At 37.9% G+C, this 18,698-nt stretch carries 14 protein-coding genes, 2 tRNA genes and 1 other annotated feature; of the genes, 14 read left to right on the top strand and 2 right to left on the bottom strand.

Annotation, left to right across the window (positions count from 1 at the left end; all coding sequences use genetic code 11):
- Positions 1-73 precede the first annotated feature (73 nt).
- Positions 74-565 carry a peptidylprolyl isomerase gene (locus PS1M3_RS04770; protein ID WP_008128620.1) on the bottom strand — a complete coding sequence of 164 codons (492 nt, stop codon included), beginning with the start codon at positions 563-565 and terminating at the stop codon, positions 74-76.
- Between the two features lie 132 nt (positions 566-697).
- Here PS1M3_RS04770 and cysS point away from each other — a divergent pair, with 132 nt between their 5' ends.
- Positions 698-2,077: a cysteine--tRNA ligase gene (gene cysS, locus PS1M3_RS04775; RefSeq protein WP_010557191.1), complete on the top strand. Its 1,380-nt coding sequence runs from the start codon at positions 698-700 to the stop codon at positions 2,075-2,077.
- A gap of 62 nt (positions 2,078-2,139) precedes the next feature.
- On the opposite strand, the gene folD is transcribed toward cysS, so the two are convergent.
- A complete protein-coding gene (gene folD / locus PS1M3_RS04780; protein WP_008127813.1) occupies positions 2,140-2,994 on the bottom strand; it encodes a bifunctional methylenetetrahydrofolate dehydrogenase/methenyltetrahydrofolate cyclohydrolase FolD in 855 nt (284 codons plus the stop codon).
- Between the two features lie 348 nt (positions 2,995-3,342).
- On the opposite strand from folD, the gene PS1M3_RS04785 reads away from it, so the two are divergent.
- The 13 genes from PS1M3_RS04785 to PS1M3_RS04845 all read left to right on the top strand — a co-directional run bounded on the left by PS1M3_RS04785 (position 3,343) and on the right by PS1M3_RS04845 (position 18,593).
- Positions 3,343-3,419, top strand: a tRNA-Pro gene (locus PS1M3_RS04785).
- A 161-nt stretch (positions 3,420-3,580) separates the two neighbouring features.
- A tRNA-Arg gene (locus tag PS1M3_RS04790) sits at positions 3,581-3,657 on the top strand.
- A gap of 145 nt (positions 3,658-3,802) precedes the next feature.
- Positions 3,803-5,194, top strand: a complete 1,392-nt coding sequence (locus PS1M3_RS04795) for a site-specific integrase (protein ID WP_203986533.1) — start codon at positions 3,803-3,805, stop codon at positions 5,192-5,194.
- The gene (locus tag PS1M3_RS04800; protein ID WP_203986536.1) at positions 5,181-6,047 is read left to right on the top strand and encodes a hypothetical protein; all 867 of its coding nucleotides are present in this window, start codon (positions 5,181-5,183) and stop codon (positions 6,045-6,047) included. Before PS1M3_RS04795 ends, PS1M3_RS04800 begins: the two co-directional genes overlap by 14 nt.
- A gap of 34 nt (positions 6,048-6,081) precedes the next feature.
- Positions 6,082-7,628, top strand: a protein-coding gene (locus tag PS1M3_RS04805) for an IS3 family transposase (protein WP_203986539.1) whose coding sequence is annotated in 2 segments (ribosomal slippage) — positions 6,082-6,562 and positions 6,562-7,628 — 1,548 coding nt in all. Because the reading frame shifts where the segments join, the coding sequence is not laid out codon by codon here.
- Positions 7,629-7,796: 168 nt separating this feature from the next.
- Positions 7,797-8,405, top strand: a complete 609-nt coding sequence (locus tag PS1M3_RS04810) for a hypothetical protein (RefSeq protein ID WP_203986541.1) — start codon at positions 7,797-7,799, stop codon at positions 8,403-8,405.
- A gap of 155 nt (positions 8,406-8,560) precedes the next feature.
- The gene (istA, locus tag PS1M3_RS04815) at positions 8,561-10,111 is read left to right on the top strand and encodes an IS21 family transposase (protein ID WP_008466912.1); all 1,551 of its coding nucleotides are present in this window, start codon (positions 8,561-8,563) and stop codon (positions 10,109-10,111) included.
- An 11-nt stretch (positions 10,112-10,122) separates the two neighbouring features.
- Positions 10,123-10,878, top strand: coding sequence for an IS21-like element helper ATPase IstB (istB, locus tag PS1M3_RS04820; RefSeq protein ID WP_203984839.1), 756 nt, complete (start codon positions 10,123-10,125; stop codon positions 10,876-10,878).
- Between the two features lie 67 nt (positions 10,879-10,945).
- The gene (locus tag PS1M3_RS04825) at positions 10,946-12,805 is read left to right on the top strand and encodes a hypothetical protein (RefSeq protein ID WP_203986544.1); all 1,860 of its coding nucleotides are present in this window, start codon (positions 10,946-10,948) and stop codon (positions 12,803-12,805) included.
- Complete coding sequence (locus PS1M3_RS04830; protein ID WP_203986547.1) at positions 12,798-13,406, top strand: hypothetical protein; 609 nt, start codon at positions 12,798-12,800, stop codon at positions 13,404-13,406. Before PS1M3_RS04825 ends, PS1M3_RS04830 begins: the two co-directional genes overlap by 8 nt.
- Positions 13,407-13,647: 241 nt before the next feature.
- Positions 13,648-14,867 (top strand): IS3 family transposase gene (locus PS1M3_RS04835; protein ID WP_223230517.1). Its coding sequence is split into 2 segments (ribosomal slippage): positions 13,648-13,936 and positions 13,936-14,867, totalling 1,221 coding nucleotides; the frame shifts between segments, so codons are not numbered across the junction.
- Positions 13,926-14,042: a sequence feature (AL1L pseudoknot), on the top strand. (Overlaps the previous gene by 117 nt.)
- A gap of 40 nt (positions 14,868-14,907) precedes the next feature.
- Positions 14,908-16,413, top strand: coding sequence for a PAS domain-containing methyl-accepting chemotaxis protein (locus PS1M3_RS04840; protein ID WP_256438047.1), 1,506 nt, complete (start codon positions 14,908-14,910; stop codon positions 16,411-16,413).
- Between the two features lie 11 nt (positions 16,414-16,424).
- Positions 16,425-18,593, top strand: coding sequence for a GGDEF domain-containing phosphodiesterase (locus tag PS1M3_RS04845; protein ID WP_203986550.1), 2,169 nt, complete (start codon positions 16,425-16,427; stop codon positions 18,591-18,593).
- Positions 18,594-18,698 lie beyond the last annotated feature (105 nt).

The raw sequence follows: 18,698 nt of genomic DNA on the forward strand, positions 1-18,698 counted from the left end.
TAAAAATAAAGCGGGCGCATGCATGTTGCAATGACACCCGCTGATACTCCACGTTATGTGGGTAAGCGAACTATTAGTTAACAGTAACGCTTTCGATGATCACGTCTTCAAGAGGAACATCTTGGTGAAAACCATTGCTACCAGTAGCTACACCTTTAATTTTTTCTACAATGTCCATGCCTTCAACTACTTCAGCAAACACACAGTAACCCCAGCCTTGAGACGTTTCGCTGCTGTGGTTTAAAAAATCATTGTTGTTAACATTAATAAAAAACTGTGCTGTAGCAGAGTGTGGATCTGGTGTGCGTGCCATAGCTAAAGTACCTACTTTATTAGACAGGCCGTTGTTAGCTTCGTTTTGAATAGGGTCGTTAACGTCTTTTTGCTCCATACCTGAAACAAAGCCACCACCTTGAACCATAAAGCCATCAATTACACGGTGAAAAATTGTACCGTTGTAAAAACCTGCGTTTGCATACTCTAAAAAGTTTTTTACTGTGTTTGGAGCTTCTTGCTCAAACATTTTAATGGTGATGTCACCAAAGTTTGTGTGTAGAACAACCATGTGCTTTCCTATATCTGGTTTAAATAGTCGCACTATTTTATCTTAGTTAGCTAAGATTAACAAAGCGCTAGAGCCCATGCTTTTCAAGTGGTAACATACATTTTCTTGATAATAGTGAAGGACACCAACTAAATGGTACAAATATACAACACACTCACGCGACAAAAAGAACAATTTAAACCTATGGTCGATGGTAAAATCGACATGTATGTGTGTGGTATCACCATTTACGATTACTGTCATATCGGTCATGCGCGTACATTTGTTGGCTTTGACGTCATTGTTCGCTACCTTCGCCATATTGGTTACAATTTAAAATATGTGCGTAATATTACCGACGTTGACGACAAAATTATTAAACGTGCAAATGAAAATAAAGAGTCAATAAACGATTTAACACTGCGCATGACCAAAGCCATGCATGAAGATTTTGATAGCCTAAACATGTTACGCCCGGATGTAGAACCAACAGTGACAGGGCACATGGGTGAAATTATTGAAATGGTTGAGCGTTTAATAGCTAAAGGGCATGCGTATGTAGCAGCTGATGGTGACGTGTTATTTGATGTTTCAACGTTTGAGCAATACGGCGCGCTTTCTCAGCAAGATTTAACCATGCTTCAGTCAGGGTCACGTGTTGAAGTGGCACAAGATAAAGACGACCCACTGGACTTCGTTTTATGGAAAAAAGCCAAAGCCGGCGAGCCTTCATGGTCATCTCCATGGGGAGAAGGGCGCCCAGGTTGGCACATTGAATGTTCCGCTATGAGCTCAAAGCATCTAGGTGAACATTTTGATATTCATGGTGGGGGGTCTGATTTACAGTTTCCGCACCATGAAAATGAAATTGCGCAGTCATGCTGTGCCAATAATGGTGAGTATGTAAATACGTGGATCCATACGGGTATGGTACAAGTAAATAAAGAAAAAATGTCTAAATCGTTAGATAATTTTTTTACTGTTCGCGATGTGCTAAAAGAGTACGACCCTGAGTCGGTTCGTTACTTTTTAATATCAGGTCATTACCGCAGCCAACTTAATTACTCGCAAGAAAACTTAGACCAAGCGCGTTCATCGCTTGAGCGTATTTATACTGCTTTACGTGACGTTAAACCTATCGAGTGTGAGCTTGAGAGTAACGAGTTCGTGATTAAATTTAGAAAAGCAATGGATGATGATTTTAATACTCCAGAGGCTTTACCTGTTTTATTTGAGCTGGCAAAAGAGCTAAACCGCGTAAAAGAAAGCGATGCAATACAGGCGGGTCAACTTGCGTTTATATTACGTACTATTGGCGAAGTATTAGGCGTTGCACAACAAGCGCCTGAGGCTTTTTTACAAGGCGGGCAAGATGATAATGAAGTTGCAACGATTGAAGCCTTAATAGTAAAACGTAATGAAGCACGTGCGAGTAAAGACTGGGCTGCTGCTGATGAAGCACGTGATGCGCTTAATGCATTAGGTGTAATACTTGAAGATTCAGCCGGTAAAACAACGTGGCGTAAGGCTTAATACTACTCGCTTGCAATAAAAAAGGGTTGCCGAATGGCAACCCTTTTTTATTTGAATTACATTCAGCTATGATATTTTTCGCATGCTTCTAATGTATTTTCAATTAAGCTGGCCACGGTCATTGGACCAACCCCGCCAGGAACAGGAGTAATAAAGTGAGCTTTTTGCTCTGCAATGCTGTATTCAACGTCTCCTACCAATTTACCTGTATCTAAACGGTTTATACCTACATCAATAACAATGGCGCCTTCTTTTACCCAATCTCCAGGGATAAATTCAGGTTTGCCCACAGCTACAACCAACAGGTCTGCGCGTCGCACATGAGTTTCTAAATCTTGTGTAAATTTATGGCACACAGTAGTCGTACAACCGGCCAGTAATAGCTCTAACGACATAGGGCGGCCCACAATATTTGATGCGCCAACCACAACCGCATGCATGCCTTTATAACGAACACCGGTAGAATCGAGTAAAGTAATAATCCCTTTTGGGGTACAAGGACGAAGCGCAGGCATACGCTGTGCTAAACGACCTATATTGTATGGGTGAAAGCCATCAACGTCTTTGTGTGGTGTAATGCGTTCTAAAATTTTCTCTGCATCGAGTCCATCAGGTAAAGGTAACTGCACCAAAATGCCATCTACTTCAGCATCATTATTTAGCTCATCAATTAAACTTAAAAGAGCATCTTCTTTTGTGTCTGCAGGTAAATCAAATGATTTTGAAATAAAACCAACTTCTTCACAGGCTTTACGCTTTGAACCAACATAAACTTGGCTTGCTGGATCAAGTCCTACAAGGACTACTGCAAGTCCGGGGGCGCGTAATCCTTTAGAAACGCGTTCGCTTACGCGTTGTGCAACTGTACTACGTACTTGTTTTGCGATTGCTTTACCATCAATGATGTTTGCCGTCATGGTTGACCTTTAATTGGGGTTAATTAACTAGATACCGATACTTTACAAATGAACGCATAATAAAAAGGGGCATATGCTTATAAAGAGAATAATAACTTTATTTTTTCATTTAATATTACCTAAGCTATTTTCGCAGAAAAGCATTGCAGCGCCAAGTTGCTTTTCATCTATATAGTACTAGAGTAATTAAATAGTTTAAATTTCAGTCTTCTATTATAATATTTAGCCATTGTGGGCTAAAAATGACCACTTGATTTGTTTTCTTAAAAAAACGTTTGACCTAACCCCGTCAAATCACTATTATGCACCCCGTTGTCAACGAGGTCACTCGTAGAGAATAGTAAGTAACGGCGATTAGCGCAGTTTGGTAGCGCACTTGGTTTGGGTCCAAGGGGTCGCAGGTTCAAATCCTGCATCGCCGACCATTTTTTTATAATTTAATTATAATCGAATAGCTTATTGGTAAACTATGAAGTTTTCGATGCGCCCATAGCTCAGCTGGATAGAGCAACGCCCTTCTAAGGCGTCGGTCGAAGGTTCTTATATCAACCTACTGTGTTAGTGCATGTTGAAAAGATAATATAAAGTCCGTTTAGCTCAGCTGGATAGAGCAATGCCCTTCTAAGGCATCGGTCCGGGGTTCGAATCCCTGAACGGACGCCATCTTAATCCCTCTTTTACTCATTATTTATCAAGCATTTAAATCAAGAACACAACTTTTAAGTATTTTATAGATATTTCTTTTATATGCACCTTTATGCACTATAATAGGTTTAAAACGAACCTTAATAAGCTTAGTGCATACATAATGATCAAAAAAATCGAGTATAAAGTTCCTAACGGCTTCTCATCATATGCTTTTTTCCATCATGAGCTTGGAATATTAGAAGAACCTAAGCAATACATTGAAGCACTTGCACTAGCTCAAGAACCATTAAACACCATCAAAGCCGTTGCTCAAGATCTAAAAACATTCTTTGAGTATATCTACACTTTTCCATTAGTTAGAGAAAATTACAAAAGTCTTAAAGAAGGGGGATTATCAAGAACTGTTTTGGCTGACCTTATTCTTTCGTATCCAATTTATCTTAAAGAAGGCAAATTTGCAGGAGGCTTTATAGGTGAGATTGCAAAGCTTACAGGTCAAGAGCCTAAAAAAGCCAAAACATGTTCTAGAATGCTTAGCTCAGTTAGTCAATTTGTAAAGGATTCTGCAATTTTGCAATCCGAACTTACTTTGATGAAAGAAAATGGATTGGTTAATATTGATGTTCAAGCGGACATTATGTTCTCAGAACTCACTAAAAGAAAAGTTTTGAACCAAGTTGAAGCTAATTCACTAATTACCCGTTCGATGATGTCTGGAGTACTGTCTGGTGGCCCAAAGTATGTGCAAAGTTCATTATTTAAAACTATTGGCTCTGCTACTGACAATCAAGATTTATACAACAAGGCTTTCCCTCTTGATTTAGCTGAGGATGTTATTGGAAAAATATCAAATTATCGAGATATTTGTCTATGGGCTTTATTAGCGGGTGGGGGTATTCGTCAATCTGAAGCGTTACAACTGCTATTGTCAGATGTTAATACTCGTAAACGCATAGTTTATACAATTAACCCTGAAGACCGTCCCCTAGCTTATCTTACATTGAGCAGCGAGCAACGAGCACAACTACAGTGGAAAGGACGGAATATTAAAACGGTATATTTTTTAGAGCCTTTTAAAACCATATTTTTTAATACGTTACCTAAATATTTGATAGAGCGAGGAAGGACTAGTTGTAGCCATAAGCTCCTGTTTGTAAATTTAGATAATGAAAATAAAGGAAAGCCATATTTTCTTGCTAGTAATGAGTCTCTAAATAAGTCATTTAAACGTGCTCAAAAGAAATTAGGGATGGAAAAAACATACACTTTACATAGCTTTAGGCATTATTATGGCACTTTTTGTCGAAACTATTTACCACTAGAAGATGGTACTGTTGGTTTGAATACAGCTACAGTTCAGTCGTTAATGGGACATAGTAGTGAGGTTTCTACCAAGGGCTATGCAATTATTGATAAGGTTATTTTAGAGTCAATGTTGGCAGCGGCTAATAATTTGTTATTGAAGAATAAAGGTGATGTTAAGAGGTTAGCAGTAGAAGCAATCAATTATCAGCTATCTTTGGCGGAGGAAAAGCTTCTTGGAATTAAGTAGTATAAGAGAGTACTTTGAGGAAATTAAGACATCATTTGTAAATGATCTTCTTCCGGTGGCAAGCCCAGACTCTCGGAAAGGGCATGATTATTATGGGTATTTTTCACATGCCTTATTGACGTTTTTAATGAATGTAACCCCTGAAAATATACATCAATTTTATCACTCAACTAAGAATGATAATAATTGGAAGATCGAGCAACAAAGTATTTTTAAACTGTTAGAGGTTACAATTAGCAACAATGCTGAAAAGAGTTATTTGAGGGTCATATTTTCAGGTTTATTTTCTTCATTAGCAAAAAAGAAAATTATTTCTATTCCCGCAGATTATTACTTTAACAAGGCATTTACAAAGCCTCAAAATCAGTTTTTATCTAATAATTACTTTATACGCTTGTTTCCTTCGTTTGCAAGAGAACTACTTTTAACAGCTACCCGTGCGAGATTTGACCAATGTAAACACACGTTCAAAATTGATTGGAAGGGGGTTGAAGACAACTTCACACATTACAAGACGTGGAACAAATCTGCTGTTGATGTATTCAACTTACTATGTGCTCACGGAATAGAAAAACCAAAGGAGTTATCGCCAGAAATTATAGATAACTATCGAGTAGATAGATTGAGATATAGCCAAGGAGTAATGTCATGGATTCCTGCTATCTCATTTTTTGACTATAAGTTTCAAACTGAATTAGTGAGCAAAACGCAAAAATTAGCGCGAAGAAATATCAAGGTCGAGGTTAAGAGTAATGTTAAGAATAACCTTGACTACGATGACTCAAAATTTAGAAGTTTAGGTCCGAAAGAGGCGATAGATGCCTCAAGCCCATACCCCCCTGTGTCAGGATAGTTGTCGCCTCTAACATTTAGCAGAGGCAAATAAAATGAGACGTCAATTTACACAAGAATTTAAAGTTCAAGCTGTTGAAAAAGCATTATCTCAATGTGATGATGTTCGCTTAGAAGATATTGCAGATGATTTAGGTGTCGGTTATTCAACGTTACAACGTTGGATAGCACTGGCAAAAAAGCATCAACTTGAAATACACCAGACGGGTAGCCAAATGACAGCAGAAAAACGACCACAAGACTGGAGTTTAGAAGAAAGGCTCAACGCGGTCATTGAGTGTGGAAGTTTAGATGAAGCCGCCATAAATGAATACTGCCGTAATATAGGGCTTTATCCGCATCATATTCAGCAATGGAAGAAAGACTTAGTAACACCACCTTCAAATAAAACAGTAAAGTCAGACAGTAAACAGCTTAAGCAAGAAATAAAGCAACTGCAAAAAGAACTGAATCGCAAAGATAAGGCCTTAGCTGAAACAGCCGCTCTGCTTGTACTCAAAAAAAAAGCGGATGCACTTTGGGGTTTCAACGAGGACGATTAACAACAGCGACTGAGCGACATGAATTAATAACGCTTATCACAAACGCACAGGCTTCAGGGGCAAGGAAAGAAAAGGCATGTGAGTTACTTGGACTGACACTAAGAACCGTTCAGCGGTGGATTGAAGCAGGCGATATGACTGACAAACGGACGAGTACGAAAAAACAGCCGCCAAACCGTCTCACAGAGTTAGAGCGGCAGCGCATTATTAATACGGCTAATTCAGCCGAATATGGGCATTTACCGGCCAGTAAAATAGTCCCTAAGCTGCTTGATAAGGGCATATGGATAGCGTCTGAAAGTTCGTTTTATCGTGTCATGAAGGCACATAACTTATTAACGCATAGAGAAAAAGTAAAGCCAGCTAAGCCGATGAAAAAGCCAAGAGCATTGAAAGCAGTGCGTGCAAATGAAGTCTACACTTGGGATATCACCTATTTACCAACGAGCGTAAAAGGGCAATTTTTATACTTATATTTAGTGATGGACATTTTTAGTCGAAAGGTTGTTGGCTGGCAAGTTTACGACACACAGTTAAGTGAATTAGCCGCAGATTTAATGAAGGATATTTGCAGTCGGGAGCAAATAAAGCGCGAGCAAGTTACGTTACACTCAGATAATGGTAGCCCAATGAAAGGCGCGACATTACTGGCAACATTACAGGAGTTAGGGATTGTGCCATCATTTAGTCGACCGTCAGTAAGTAATGATAATCCATACTCTGAGTCGTTATTTAAAACGTTAAAGTATCGCCCAGAATACCCAGAAAAGGCATTTGAAGATATAAGCGCAGCAAGAGAATGGGTAAGTGGGTTCGTTGATTGGTACAATAATGAGCACCTACACAGTGGTATAAAATTTGTGACGCCAAACCAACGTCATTCAGGTTTAGATAAAGAAATATTAGCTAAGCGTCAGCAGGTAAACGACGCAGCTAAATTGAATAACCCAAGCCGTTGGTCAGGGAAGTCACGAGACTGGTCAATGATAAATGAAGTAAATTTAAACCCTGAGAAAAAAGAAGAAATGCGGGCGGCATAAAATTTAACTTGAGGCGACAACTAACTTGAAAAACTCCGATACTTAAAAGGAAAAAACTTATGCGTACTGGCACCTAAGGCTCAGAAAGACAATATTTGCATTGGCGATTACTCTTTCCATATATCTAATTTGGCTAATTACACTATAGGTTCGATAGATAAATCTTCTATGTGGTACAAGTCTCAAGAAGATTATGTAAATCATGATTCACCAGAAAAAAGCACCAAGAAACAAAGGAATAACGCACTTAGATATTTAAATGCTTATCTTTTTGATTATTTACCTTATTTCTTTAGTAAAACCGAAACGGCTATTCCGCACCCAGATATGCCTGAAAAGTTCTTAGGTTATTTATTTATTAAACCTTCATTGGTCATGGAGAACGTAGCCTTCAAACCTGAACAAAAAGTTATCTATCCTTTTTCATTCATCGATTTTACATCATTGTTTGTTGATATGAGAAAAATGAACTCAACGGATCATAACAATGTACTTAGAGACACCCTTGCAACGATAAGCAGGTATTTTGAATACATACTTACCAATTTCAGTAACATTGATGGATTAAAACTAAAATCTAATCCTTTGGACGCCAACAAGAAAAAGGTAGGTACAAGATACTACAAAAGCAATAAGGCTATGTTGGATCTCAACTACTGGATCTATTTTAGAGTGTTCATGAAGACTGTCACTAAGCATTTGATGTTGAAGTCGGTGCATATTCTCTCCAGCTTTGATCACCCAATTGCATTAACTTTGATCGCTTATTCTCATTAAGCTTTGATCACTAAAATCACTTGTAAATGATCACATTTATGCTCTTAATGATTTTGCCGATCAAAGCTTAATACCACTCGTAACCGAGTTCACGTTTTATCATTTTTGTAGGTGTGTTAAACCGTTATCTGAATCGTTTGATGAGGATAACAACAATGACAACAAGACCTATATCTATGAGTAAATTACATTCCATTTTACGGCTGAAGTACTCAGCACAATTATCCCATCGAGAGATTGCCAGAAGTTTAAATATTTCACCTGGTACTGTGGCTAATTACCTTAAAAAGGCCAATGAGTTAGGCTTAAATCAATGGCCAATACCAGAGGATAAACAGCAAAATACATTTTTCAACACCAAACTCAAGCGCTTCTCAACGCGTAAAAAAAGACACCCAACGCCTGACTGGTTAAATATCAATAAAGACTTAAAACAACATAAACACCTAACATTACAGCTCGTATTTGATGAGTTACTTGAAAAAGTGGGTGAGCCTTATTACAGCTACAGTCACTTCTGCCGAGCTTATAAACAATGGTTAGGTACCCAGCGACTCTCAATGCGTCAGCAGCATAAAGGGGGTGAAAAGCTGTTTGTGGATTATTGTGGCCCCACAATTACCATTACTTGTCCGACGACACAAGAAAAGCGCACTGCTCAGATATTCGTTGCTGTACTAGGTGCATCAAATTATACCTATGCTGAAGCAACGTATAGTCAGCAACTTGAAGATTGGGTAATGAGTCATGCGCGTTGCTTTGAATTTTTAGGCGGCGTTCCTGACGTTGTTATTCCCGATAATCTCAGAAGTGCTGTCAGTAAAACCTGTCGCTACGAGCCTGATTTAAATCCGACGTACCACCAGTTAGCCGAGTACTTTAACGTTGCTGTCATTCCGGCTAGACCTTATAAACCCAAAGATAAATCGAAGGCTGAAGTCGGCGTACAAATTGTTGAGCGTTGGATCATGGCACGCTTACGTAACCAAACCTTCCACAGCTTAGCGCAACTCAATCATGAAATAGCAAAGCTACTGGATATGATGAACAATAAGGTGATGAAGCAATATCAACAATCACGCAAACAGCTATTTGATATGGTGGATAAAAACGCATTAAAGCCATTGCCTGAAAAGCCCTATCAATATACACAAATCAAAACAGTACGTGTGCATATTGATTACCATGTTGAAATAGAAAAACATTACTACAGCGTGCCTTATCTGTGGGTTAAAAAACAATTACGCGCACACATATCCAATCAACTCGTGCAGCTTTATTATGACGGCACTTTAATAGCACAGCATCCTCGCTCAAACCGTTTAGGCGGACATACGACACAGACACATCATATGCCAAAGGCGCATCAAAAACAGCATGAGCAGTCACCGATAAATTTACGCTCATGGGCATTGAGTATCGGTGATTATACTCATCAAGTCGTTGAATTATTGCTTAATAGCAAACGTCATCCAGAGCAAGCTTATCGCACCTGTTTAGGGGTATTAAGTTTAGCTAAAACGTATTCAAAAGAACGCCTCGAGCGAGCATGTTACCGAGCAATTTGCATGAATACGACCACACACAGATCTATTAAGCAAATGCTGCAAAAAGGGTTAGACCAACAACCATTACCCACACTCCAAACAGAGCCAGAAAAGCCAATTACACACAGCAACATACGTGGCACAGATTACTACCATTAAGGAATGTAAACATGATAGAAACAATTAATCAGCAACTTCAATTGCTCAAGTTATCGGGTATAAAGCAAGCACTCAAGCAGCAGCTTGAACAGCCAAACCTATATCAAGAACAAAGCTTTATAGAGCGCGTCAGTTTATTGCTAACGCATGAAATTGATACGCGTAACCAAAGAAAAATAGAGCGACTGGTGCGACAAGCAAAATTCCGCGTACCGGGTCAGTTAAATCAACTCATTTACTCGCCGAAGCGTAATCTAGATAAAGCACAAATACGCGGCCTCAGCCAAAGCACCTGGCTGAGTTTACATCAGAATATATTAATTACAGGCGCCACAGGCTGTGGCAAAACCTACCTCGCGTGTGCATTGGGTCACGAGCACTGTTTACAAGGAAAAAGTGTCTTCTATATTCGATTAAAAGAATTACTTGAAAGTCTATTTCTAGCACAGGCCGATGGCAGTTATCGAAAATTATTGGGTAAACTCATTAAATACGACTTACTTATTTTAGACGATTGGGGGCTAGAGCCACTCAGTGCTCAGCAACGAAGCGACTTACTTGAATTAATCGATGCTAGATATGGTTATAAATCACACATCATCATTAGTCAGTTACCACAGGAAAACTGGCACCAAATGATCGGCGAATCAACGCACGCTGATGCTATTTTAGATAGGCTGATTCATGGTGCAATTAAGTTGAATTTAAAAGGAGAATCGATACGAAAACAGTTAAATGAATTGACTGATGATGATCAGTTAAGTTAATTTAAAAATGGCTCTACAAAATGATAAATCAAGCGATCAAAGCTGATGAGAATCGGTGATCAAAGTCATGAGAATACGCAAGTCGGCAGAAGAGTGCTATCAGTATTGTAAGAAAAATGATTTTGATGAGATTGCCGCTGATGTTAAAAGTATAGAAACTGAGATTTCTGAATTTATAAACAAAACTGAAAAATCGATAAATAAAGAAGACGCAAATAAGCAAATTCCAGTAGAAAATTATCTTCCGATCAATAAAGTCATTGAACTGATAGATGGTTATAGGCCGTTAAAAATATTTGGTGTTGATTTAAGCAAGTTCAAGAGAAAGTCTATACAGCTAACTGATATGGGGTTGGTATGCCAGCACTCAGATTATCAAAGCTTTGCTTCGATTGTGGTAAGTGCCTATGCTGCACAGAGGGCTTCCAATGCAAGTTGGTTAGATGCCAATAACTTCGATGCTGACTATGTGCAGGATAACAATCTTCCTATGGAGTCATTGGTAGACATTAGAATTCATACAGACAAAAGTAAGCCAGCAGGGTTTGAAAGCTTAATCTCAAAAGAAGTTATGGAAATACTTCTATTGGCTAGAAAATTAAGAGGTCTCAATCGAAATACTAATTATGTAAACCCCATCAAATATCAAGGAAATGAGCATAGCAAGTTCGGAAAACTTAAGCCGTTGTTACAAAATTCCAATTCCAATTCTGTTCAAAATTATAATCTTGTACTTTTTTTGGAAATATTTGAAAAGTGTTTGATTGACTCTGAAATTGAATTTGTTAGCCAGCTTCGTTTTGGCCCTGTAAATGTCCCACCGCAGGACTTCTTTTACTTTGCGAGACTTGGAAGTGTTCCCTTATCTTATAGCTACTACATTCGTGATAATCAAAGTGAAGATTTTGTTCCTTTTAGTTCGGTAGAGTATAAAAGTTCAATTACAGTCCATTCATTACGTAAGCAGCTAGTAACAGTATTTGATGTTCTAATCGGTGACAGGGAAGCTATAGGAATGATAACTGGTCAATCTGAAGCTACCGTTGGTTACTATTCTGATAGTACTCCTGAGATTGAAAGCGAAATTGGAAAACACAAAGAGTTAGTCGTAAAAAATTTAGTATTGCCAGAAGCGGTTGCGTTTAAAGAGGATCATCTTGAACAAACGATAGATTACCGAGAATTTGCTAAAAAGTATAGGCCAATTACTACACATATGACTAATGAAGTTGGTTCAGGTTTATATGATTTAAGTTCAAAAGATGACCTTGCGCTTAATTGGACACATCTATGTCCGTTTGGAAATGATTGTCCTAATGAGGTTGTAAGAACAATTGGGCGAATGAACTGCCATATTTGTCCTAAAGCAATCAGTACAAGGCATCATGCACCAGCAATTGCACTTAAAATTAAAAAGTTATTAGACGATGTTGCGGATCTGACTGCTCAAAAACTCAATGTTAATGTTTCGAGTGCAGACATAGGTGGTATTAATTATGAGATCAAAAATAAGTTACAACAAGCGAGTTGTTGGAAAGTTAGAAAAGATATCATTGATAAGTACGGAATTGCAATTGGCGATAAGGAGGAAGTTGTTAACCGAATGAAGTATAAGGTGCCGGGGACATTTAAACATAACTTGTGGTTACGCCTTAAAGAAGCAGAAAATATTCCAATTTTACAGAGTGATAAATTAAAAAGAATTTCAAATCGTATGGTAAGAAAGTTGAATAAAGTAGTTCCTGAATTGGCTGAAATGCTTGAGTCTATTGAGGGGGAAGTTGAAGATGATCCCGTTTCATTTTTGCTAACATCACTTAAAATGGTCGCAGAAATCAAAGAAATATCGCTAGAAGAGCTATTAGATGGCAAGGAAAAATTGATTTCAGATGATAATAAGAAATTGTTGGAGATACTAAATGTCTGATCAGAGGGGGGTTGCTTTAAAAAAGTCTAAGCAGAAAGTTGTAAATGATAGGGATGCTAGATTAATAGACATTTTGAAAGGAATGAAGAAGCTGTCTTTCGTTAATGTTACTGCATTATCAGAATATGTTTCTGAAAAATTTGAAGAGAAATATTCAGAAGTGATTTCTCCATCAACTTTGAGAAGAAATAAAAAGTACCGAAAAAGACTAGATAAGTTCCAAAATAGCAACGGTGAAGTTCTTTCTGAAGAAACTGAATTATCAAGACTGGAAGAAGAATTAATGATTTCTGAAGGCGAGAATTATACTTTGGAACAACAACTGGTTACTGCCGAAGAGACAATTTCTAAACTGCTCGGTCAAGTGTCGTCTTTAAAAACGTTATCATTAGAAAACAGAATTGATGGTGTTCAAGAATTTCAAGTTGATGATTCATCATTTAGGGTGATTCTCCTGCTGCTGGAACATGTTGATGATTTTGAAGTTAAGGATACTGGGATTTATGATTTAGCTTCTGCTATTGGTGATGAAGAATTAGTTATACCTTATGATACTTGCCCAGAGTTTTTTATTTGGTATTTTAAGAACACACGAACTTAAGTTTGATATCAAATAAAGTACATGTACTTTATTAATTTCTAAGATTAAAGTTTACTTTTGGATAAGGGTGTACTAAATTTTACCATTTGAGCAAATTTTATAAACTCTATTACTTTATTTTATTAACAACATCATAATCAAATTATTATAATATTAGAAGTGGTTTGTATGTCTAAAAGAAATGAATTCATTGAATCGCCCCGTGTTTGCCAGAGACTCAATAACTTGAGAAACTGGAACTATGAAAAAATCAAATCGCTATACATCAGAATTTCGTGAACGTGCAATTAGGCTTGTTACCACACAACAGCATGAATACCCTTCTCTTTGGGCTGCGCTAGTATCGATTTCAGATAAACTGGGATGTACCCCAGAAACACTTAGAGCATGGGTCAAGAAATCTCAAGCTCAACCGTCTAAACCCTCTTCTAATACGCAATCAACTGAAGAACGCCTTGCCGTCTTAGAGCGCGAGAATAAAGAGCTCAAGCGAACGAATGATATCCTGAGGCAAGCTGCCGCTTTTTTCGCCCAAGCGGAGCTCGACCGCAAACAGAAGTAATAGTGGATTTTATTGATGCTTGCAGAGAGCATTACGGTGTCGAGTCAATTTGCAAGGAATTGCCGATTGCACCATCAACGTATTATTCTCATAAACAGATACAAAGAGAGCCTGAGCGACTGTCTAACCGCAAAAAGCGTGATGCTGAGCTGATAATACTCATTCGCGAAGTGTGGGAGGATAATATGTCAGTTTATGGTGCAAGAAAAATATGGAAGCAGCTACAGCTTGACGACCATCAAGTCGCCCGCTGTACAGTCGAACGATTGATGCGAGTTATGGGAATTCAAGGTGTTCGTCGGGGTAAAGCACATAAGACAACGATACCTGACGAGCAACAAGATAAGCCACTTGATTTAGTTAATCGTCAATTTACTGCTGAGCAGCCAAATCAACTTTGGGTAGCTGACATCACCTATGTTGCCACATGGAGTGGGTTTGTTTATGTCGCTTTCGTGATAGATGTTTTTTCACGATACATTGTAGGTTGGCGTGTATCAACGACAATGCACACAGAGCTTATTCTTGATGCGTTAGAGCAAGCTATTTGGCATCGTGGCAACCCCGAAGGGTTAATTCACCACAGCGACAGAGGCAGCCAATATTTGTCTATACGATACACTGAGCGACTTGCTGAAGCTGGAATTCAAGCGTCTGTAGGCAGTGTGGGTGACTCTTATGACAATGCATTGGCTGAAACAATAAATGGATTATTTAAAACAGAGATTATTCGCAGAAATGGCCCGTGGAAGAATGTTGATGCTGTTGAATACGCAACGTTAGAGTGGGTCAATTGGTTTAATAATCAACGCTTATTATCTTCAATTGGGTATATTTCACCAGCTCAATATGAAACAGACTACTATGATAATTTAAACGAGTCAGGTAAAGTGGCCTGACTTAAACAAACTGGTCTCCGATGAACTCGGGGCGATTCACATTGTAGATGAAGAGGTTAGTTTTCCTAACGGAGTAGAGCTTGTATCTACAACAGGTACGAGAGGCGTAATTACCTATGCGAACAAAGCATTTTGTGATGTGGCGGGTTATGAACTCGATGAGTTAGTAGGAAAAAATCATAATATTGTCAGGCACCCTGATATGCCAAAGGCTGCATTTAAAGACTTGTGGGAGCATTTAAAACGAGGAGAGCCGTGGCGTGGTGCAGTAAAAAATAGATGTAAAGACGGTCGGTACTATTGGGTAGATGCGTTTGTAACAGCTATTTATGAAAACGATGAACTTGTTGGATACCAATCTGTTAGAACCAACTTAGCGCCTGAATATAGAGATAGAGCAATTAAGTTTTACTCGGACGTTAATAACGAAAAGAAGAATCTTTCTTTTATTAAAGACGTTAAATTCAAACATATATTATTTATACTCATCGCTTTATTGTCTCAAATTATAAGCTCCAATTACTGGGGATTAATGCTCCTTCCTCTTACATATTTAGTTTTTTATTCAGAACTCATTGAAACCCAAGCTTTTTGGAAAAAGACTAAAGAACAATACGATAGCGTATCAAGACTCGTATTCTGTGAAAACACGCCATATAGCATTGCTGAATTTCACTTCAGAATTTTAGAAGGGAAAATTAAAACCATTGTTGGTCGTATAGTCGATGGTGGAAGAAGTTTAGAGAAAACAGCGATGAGTTTGTCTTCGGCAGCAAAAAATACGCAAGATGGCGTTGATAAAGAATCAGCAGAAATCCATCAGGTATCAACAGCAATGGAAGAGATGACAGCAACCATAAATGAAGTAGCTTCAAATTCTGTAACAACAAGTTCAAAAGTTCAGTTGGCACACCAAAAATGCCAAACGGCTGCTAGTGTAATGTCAGAAAATATGAAACAGGTTGAAGGGTTAGCTAAAGAGGTAGAAGAGTCAGCTCGCTCTGCTGGCAGTTTAGCAGAAGAAGCTGAAAAAATAGGTAGCATAATGAATGAAATTCAGGGTATTGCTGACCAAACGAACCTATTGGCGCTTAATGCTGCGATTGAAGCAGCCAGAGCTGGTGAACATGGTAGGGGGTTCTCGGTAGTAGCCGATGAAGTAAGAGCATTGTCTAGTCGAACACATTCAGCAACAGAGCAAATACACTCTTCAATAAAAGAAATACAAGATACTTTGCTTAATTGGTCTTTCAAAATGAATGCAGGAAAAGAGGCCGCTGACTTATGTGTAGAGCAAGCGCATACGGCAAATACAGAAGTAGCGGAAGTTTACAATATCATCTCTGAGATTTCAGATTTGACAATACAAATATCAACGGCAGCAGAAGAGCAAGGTGCTGTTTCGAATGAAATCAGTAATAACATTGTAAATATCAGTGACGCATCGCAAGAGAACTTAAATCAAGCTACAAATGTGAGCGTTGATAGTGAAAAAATCCAAAAACAAACCGAGAGGCTAGTTTCTTTGGCCTCAACCTTTAGGTAAGAAATCGACTGATGAATTCCAGTGCAGTATTAAAATTCGAAGCAAATTTAAAAAGAAAGCTATCCTCATACTTTTCAAAAGATACAGAGGAGTTAGATACGCCAGTAAATGGGCTGTTTGCAATATTTGAAAGTATTGAAGAACTAGGTGAAATAGGAGGCTGGCTATTTGATATATCGAAACAAGAAATTTATTGGACTAAGCGAACCTACGAAATATACGGGTTACCATATGCTAAAGAAATTACGCCAGAGTTGGCAATAAGTTTCTATGACACAGACGCAAGAGATATTATACAAACAGCGTTTCAAGACCTTTTAGAAAATAATAAAGAGTATAATTTAGAGTTGTCATTTGTTGATAGTAATAAAAATTTGAAATGGGTGAGTACAACAGGAAAGTTGTACAAAGAAAATAGTGTAGCTCAATTTGTTTATGGCTCTTTTAAAGACATTACAGAATTTAAACGCTTAACCATATCTGAAAGTAATCTTGGAATTAGCCACAAAGCGATATTAGACAACGTTAACGATTGTATAATTACATCTGATAAGCGCGGGATTATTTTATCCGCAAACAGTAAGGTCAAAAACATATTTGGTTATCGCCCAGATGAATTGATTGGTAAAAAGCTCAATATTCTAATGCCTGAAAAACACGCTAGATTGCACGACAAATATATGCAGTCATACCAAACAACAGGGCGAGCCAAAATAATTGGAGTTGGACGAGAACTTCCAGCGTTAAGAAAAAACGGTGAACAATTCCCAATGGAATTATCACTGTCTGAAGTGTTGATAGATAATGAAAAAGCGTACATAGGTATAGTCAAAGATATATCTGAAAAGAAAAAAGCAGAAAGGAAAATAGAAGCCGTAGCTTTCAGTGATTCAGTGACTTCCTTAAACAACTATAACCGCTTTAAAGTTGATTTTGAATTAGAGGTAAGAAAAGCCGAGAATTCAAGCCTACATCTGTATGCATTCATTATTAAACTAGACAAACTTTCATCGGTTAATATGGCATTTGGTAGAGAAACTGGTGATGCTTTGTTAAAGGCTTATTCTGTCTGTTTAAAAGAGACGTTTAAAAACACTGGTAGTGTATATCGATATTCGAGTGATAAGTTTTTAGTTTTGTATCCATCGACCACCGAAAATACGGTACAAGAAAAACTATATCTATTACAGAAAGATACCTGTCAAAATTACGATTTAAATGGGCATTCTGTTGGAATTACCGCATCTGTAGGTGTTGTTGATATTCTTAAGTATTCTCCTTCGCGCAGTGAAGTTATCCAGCTTTTGGAAGCGACCGTAAAAGCAGCAAGTCAAGATGACAGCAGTTTTTATAAAATTCTGGAAGAAAGTGACCTAGCAGACAGCCATTTAAAAACTTCAACTTTGAAAGAAATGAAATCAGGCCATTTTCTTGATGAGCTTAGTATTGTTTTACAGCCACAATTTAATGAGAATGAGGAGCTATTTGCGTCTGAAGTATTAGTAAGATGGTATAACCGAAAATTAGGAAACGTTCCGCCTGATTTGTTTATACCGTTAGCAGAAGAGTCTGGCTCAATCGTTGAACTTGGCGATTTTGTCATCAATAAAACGGCTGATGTTCTTTCAGCCATATATGAAAGAACTAAGAAATATCAAAAAGTTGCTATAAATGTAAGTGCCAGACAACTTCTACAACCTGACTTTTGCTCCAAACTAAAAGAAGCGTTCAAGTTAAGAAATATCCCTTTTTCGAGTATTACGGTAGAAGTGACAGAAAGTGTATTGATTTCTAGTTTGGAGTCGGTTCATTCAAAAATGAATGAGTTGACTAAGCTCGGCTTTGAATTTTCCATTGATGATTTTGGAACGGGTTATTCAAGCCTAAATTACATCATGCATATGCCAATACGTGAGTTAAAAATCGATAGGACATTCATCAAAAATATAGGAAAAGAAGATAAGTCAGAACCTATCATTAAGGCAATATTGAGCATGACTAAGAGCTTGGAGTTAAGAACCGTTGCCGAAGGAATTGAGAGCCAAGAGCAATTGGCGTACTTAAAACAATATAATTGCGATGTTTATCAAGGGTATTATTATGCAAAGCCATTGCCTATTGAACAATGGATGACGTTAGTTGAAGGTGTAAATCATGGCTCATGTAAAGATCATAAATAGTTTTTCTAGGTTGTCAGAGCATGGAAATGTGTTTTGGGAGACGCTTTACAAAAAACTTATTTCAAGACGACCTGATACATTAAAGTATTTTTCAAATACAGAAAC

The sequence above is a fragment of the Pseudoalteromonas sp. PS1M3 genome, from assembly GCF_016865405.1.
GTDB classification, from domain to species: Bacteria; Pseudomonadota; Gammaproteobacteria; order Enterobacterales; family Alteromonadaceae; genus Pseudoalteromonas; species Pseudoalteromonas marina.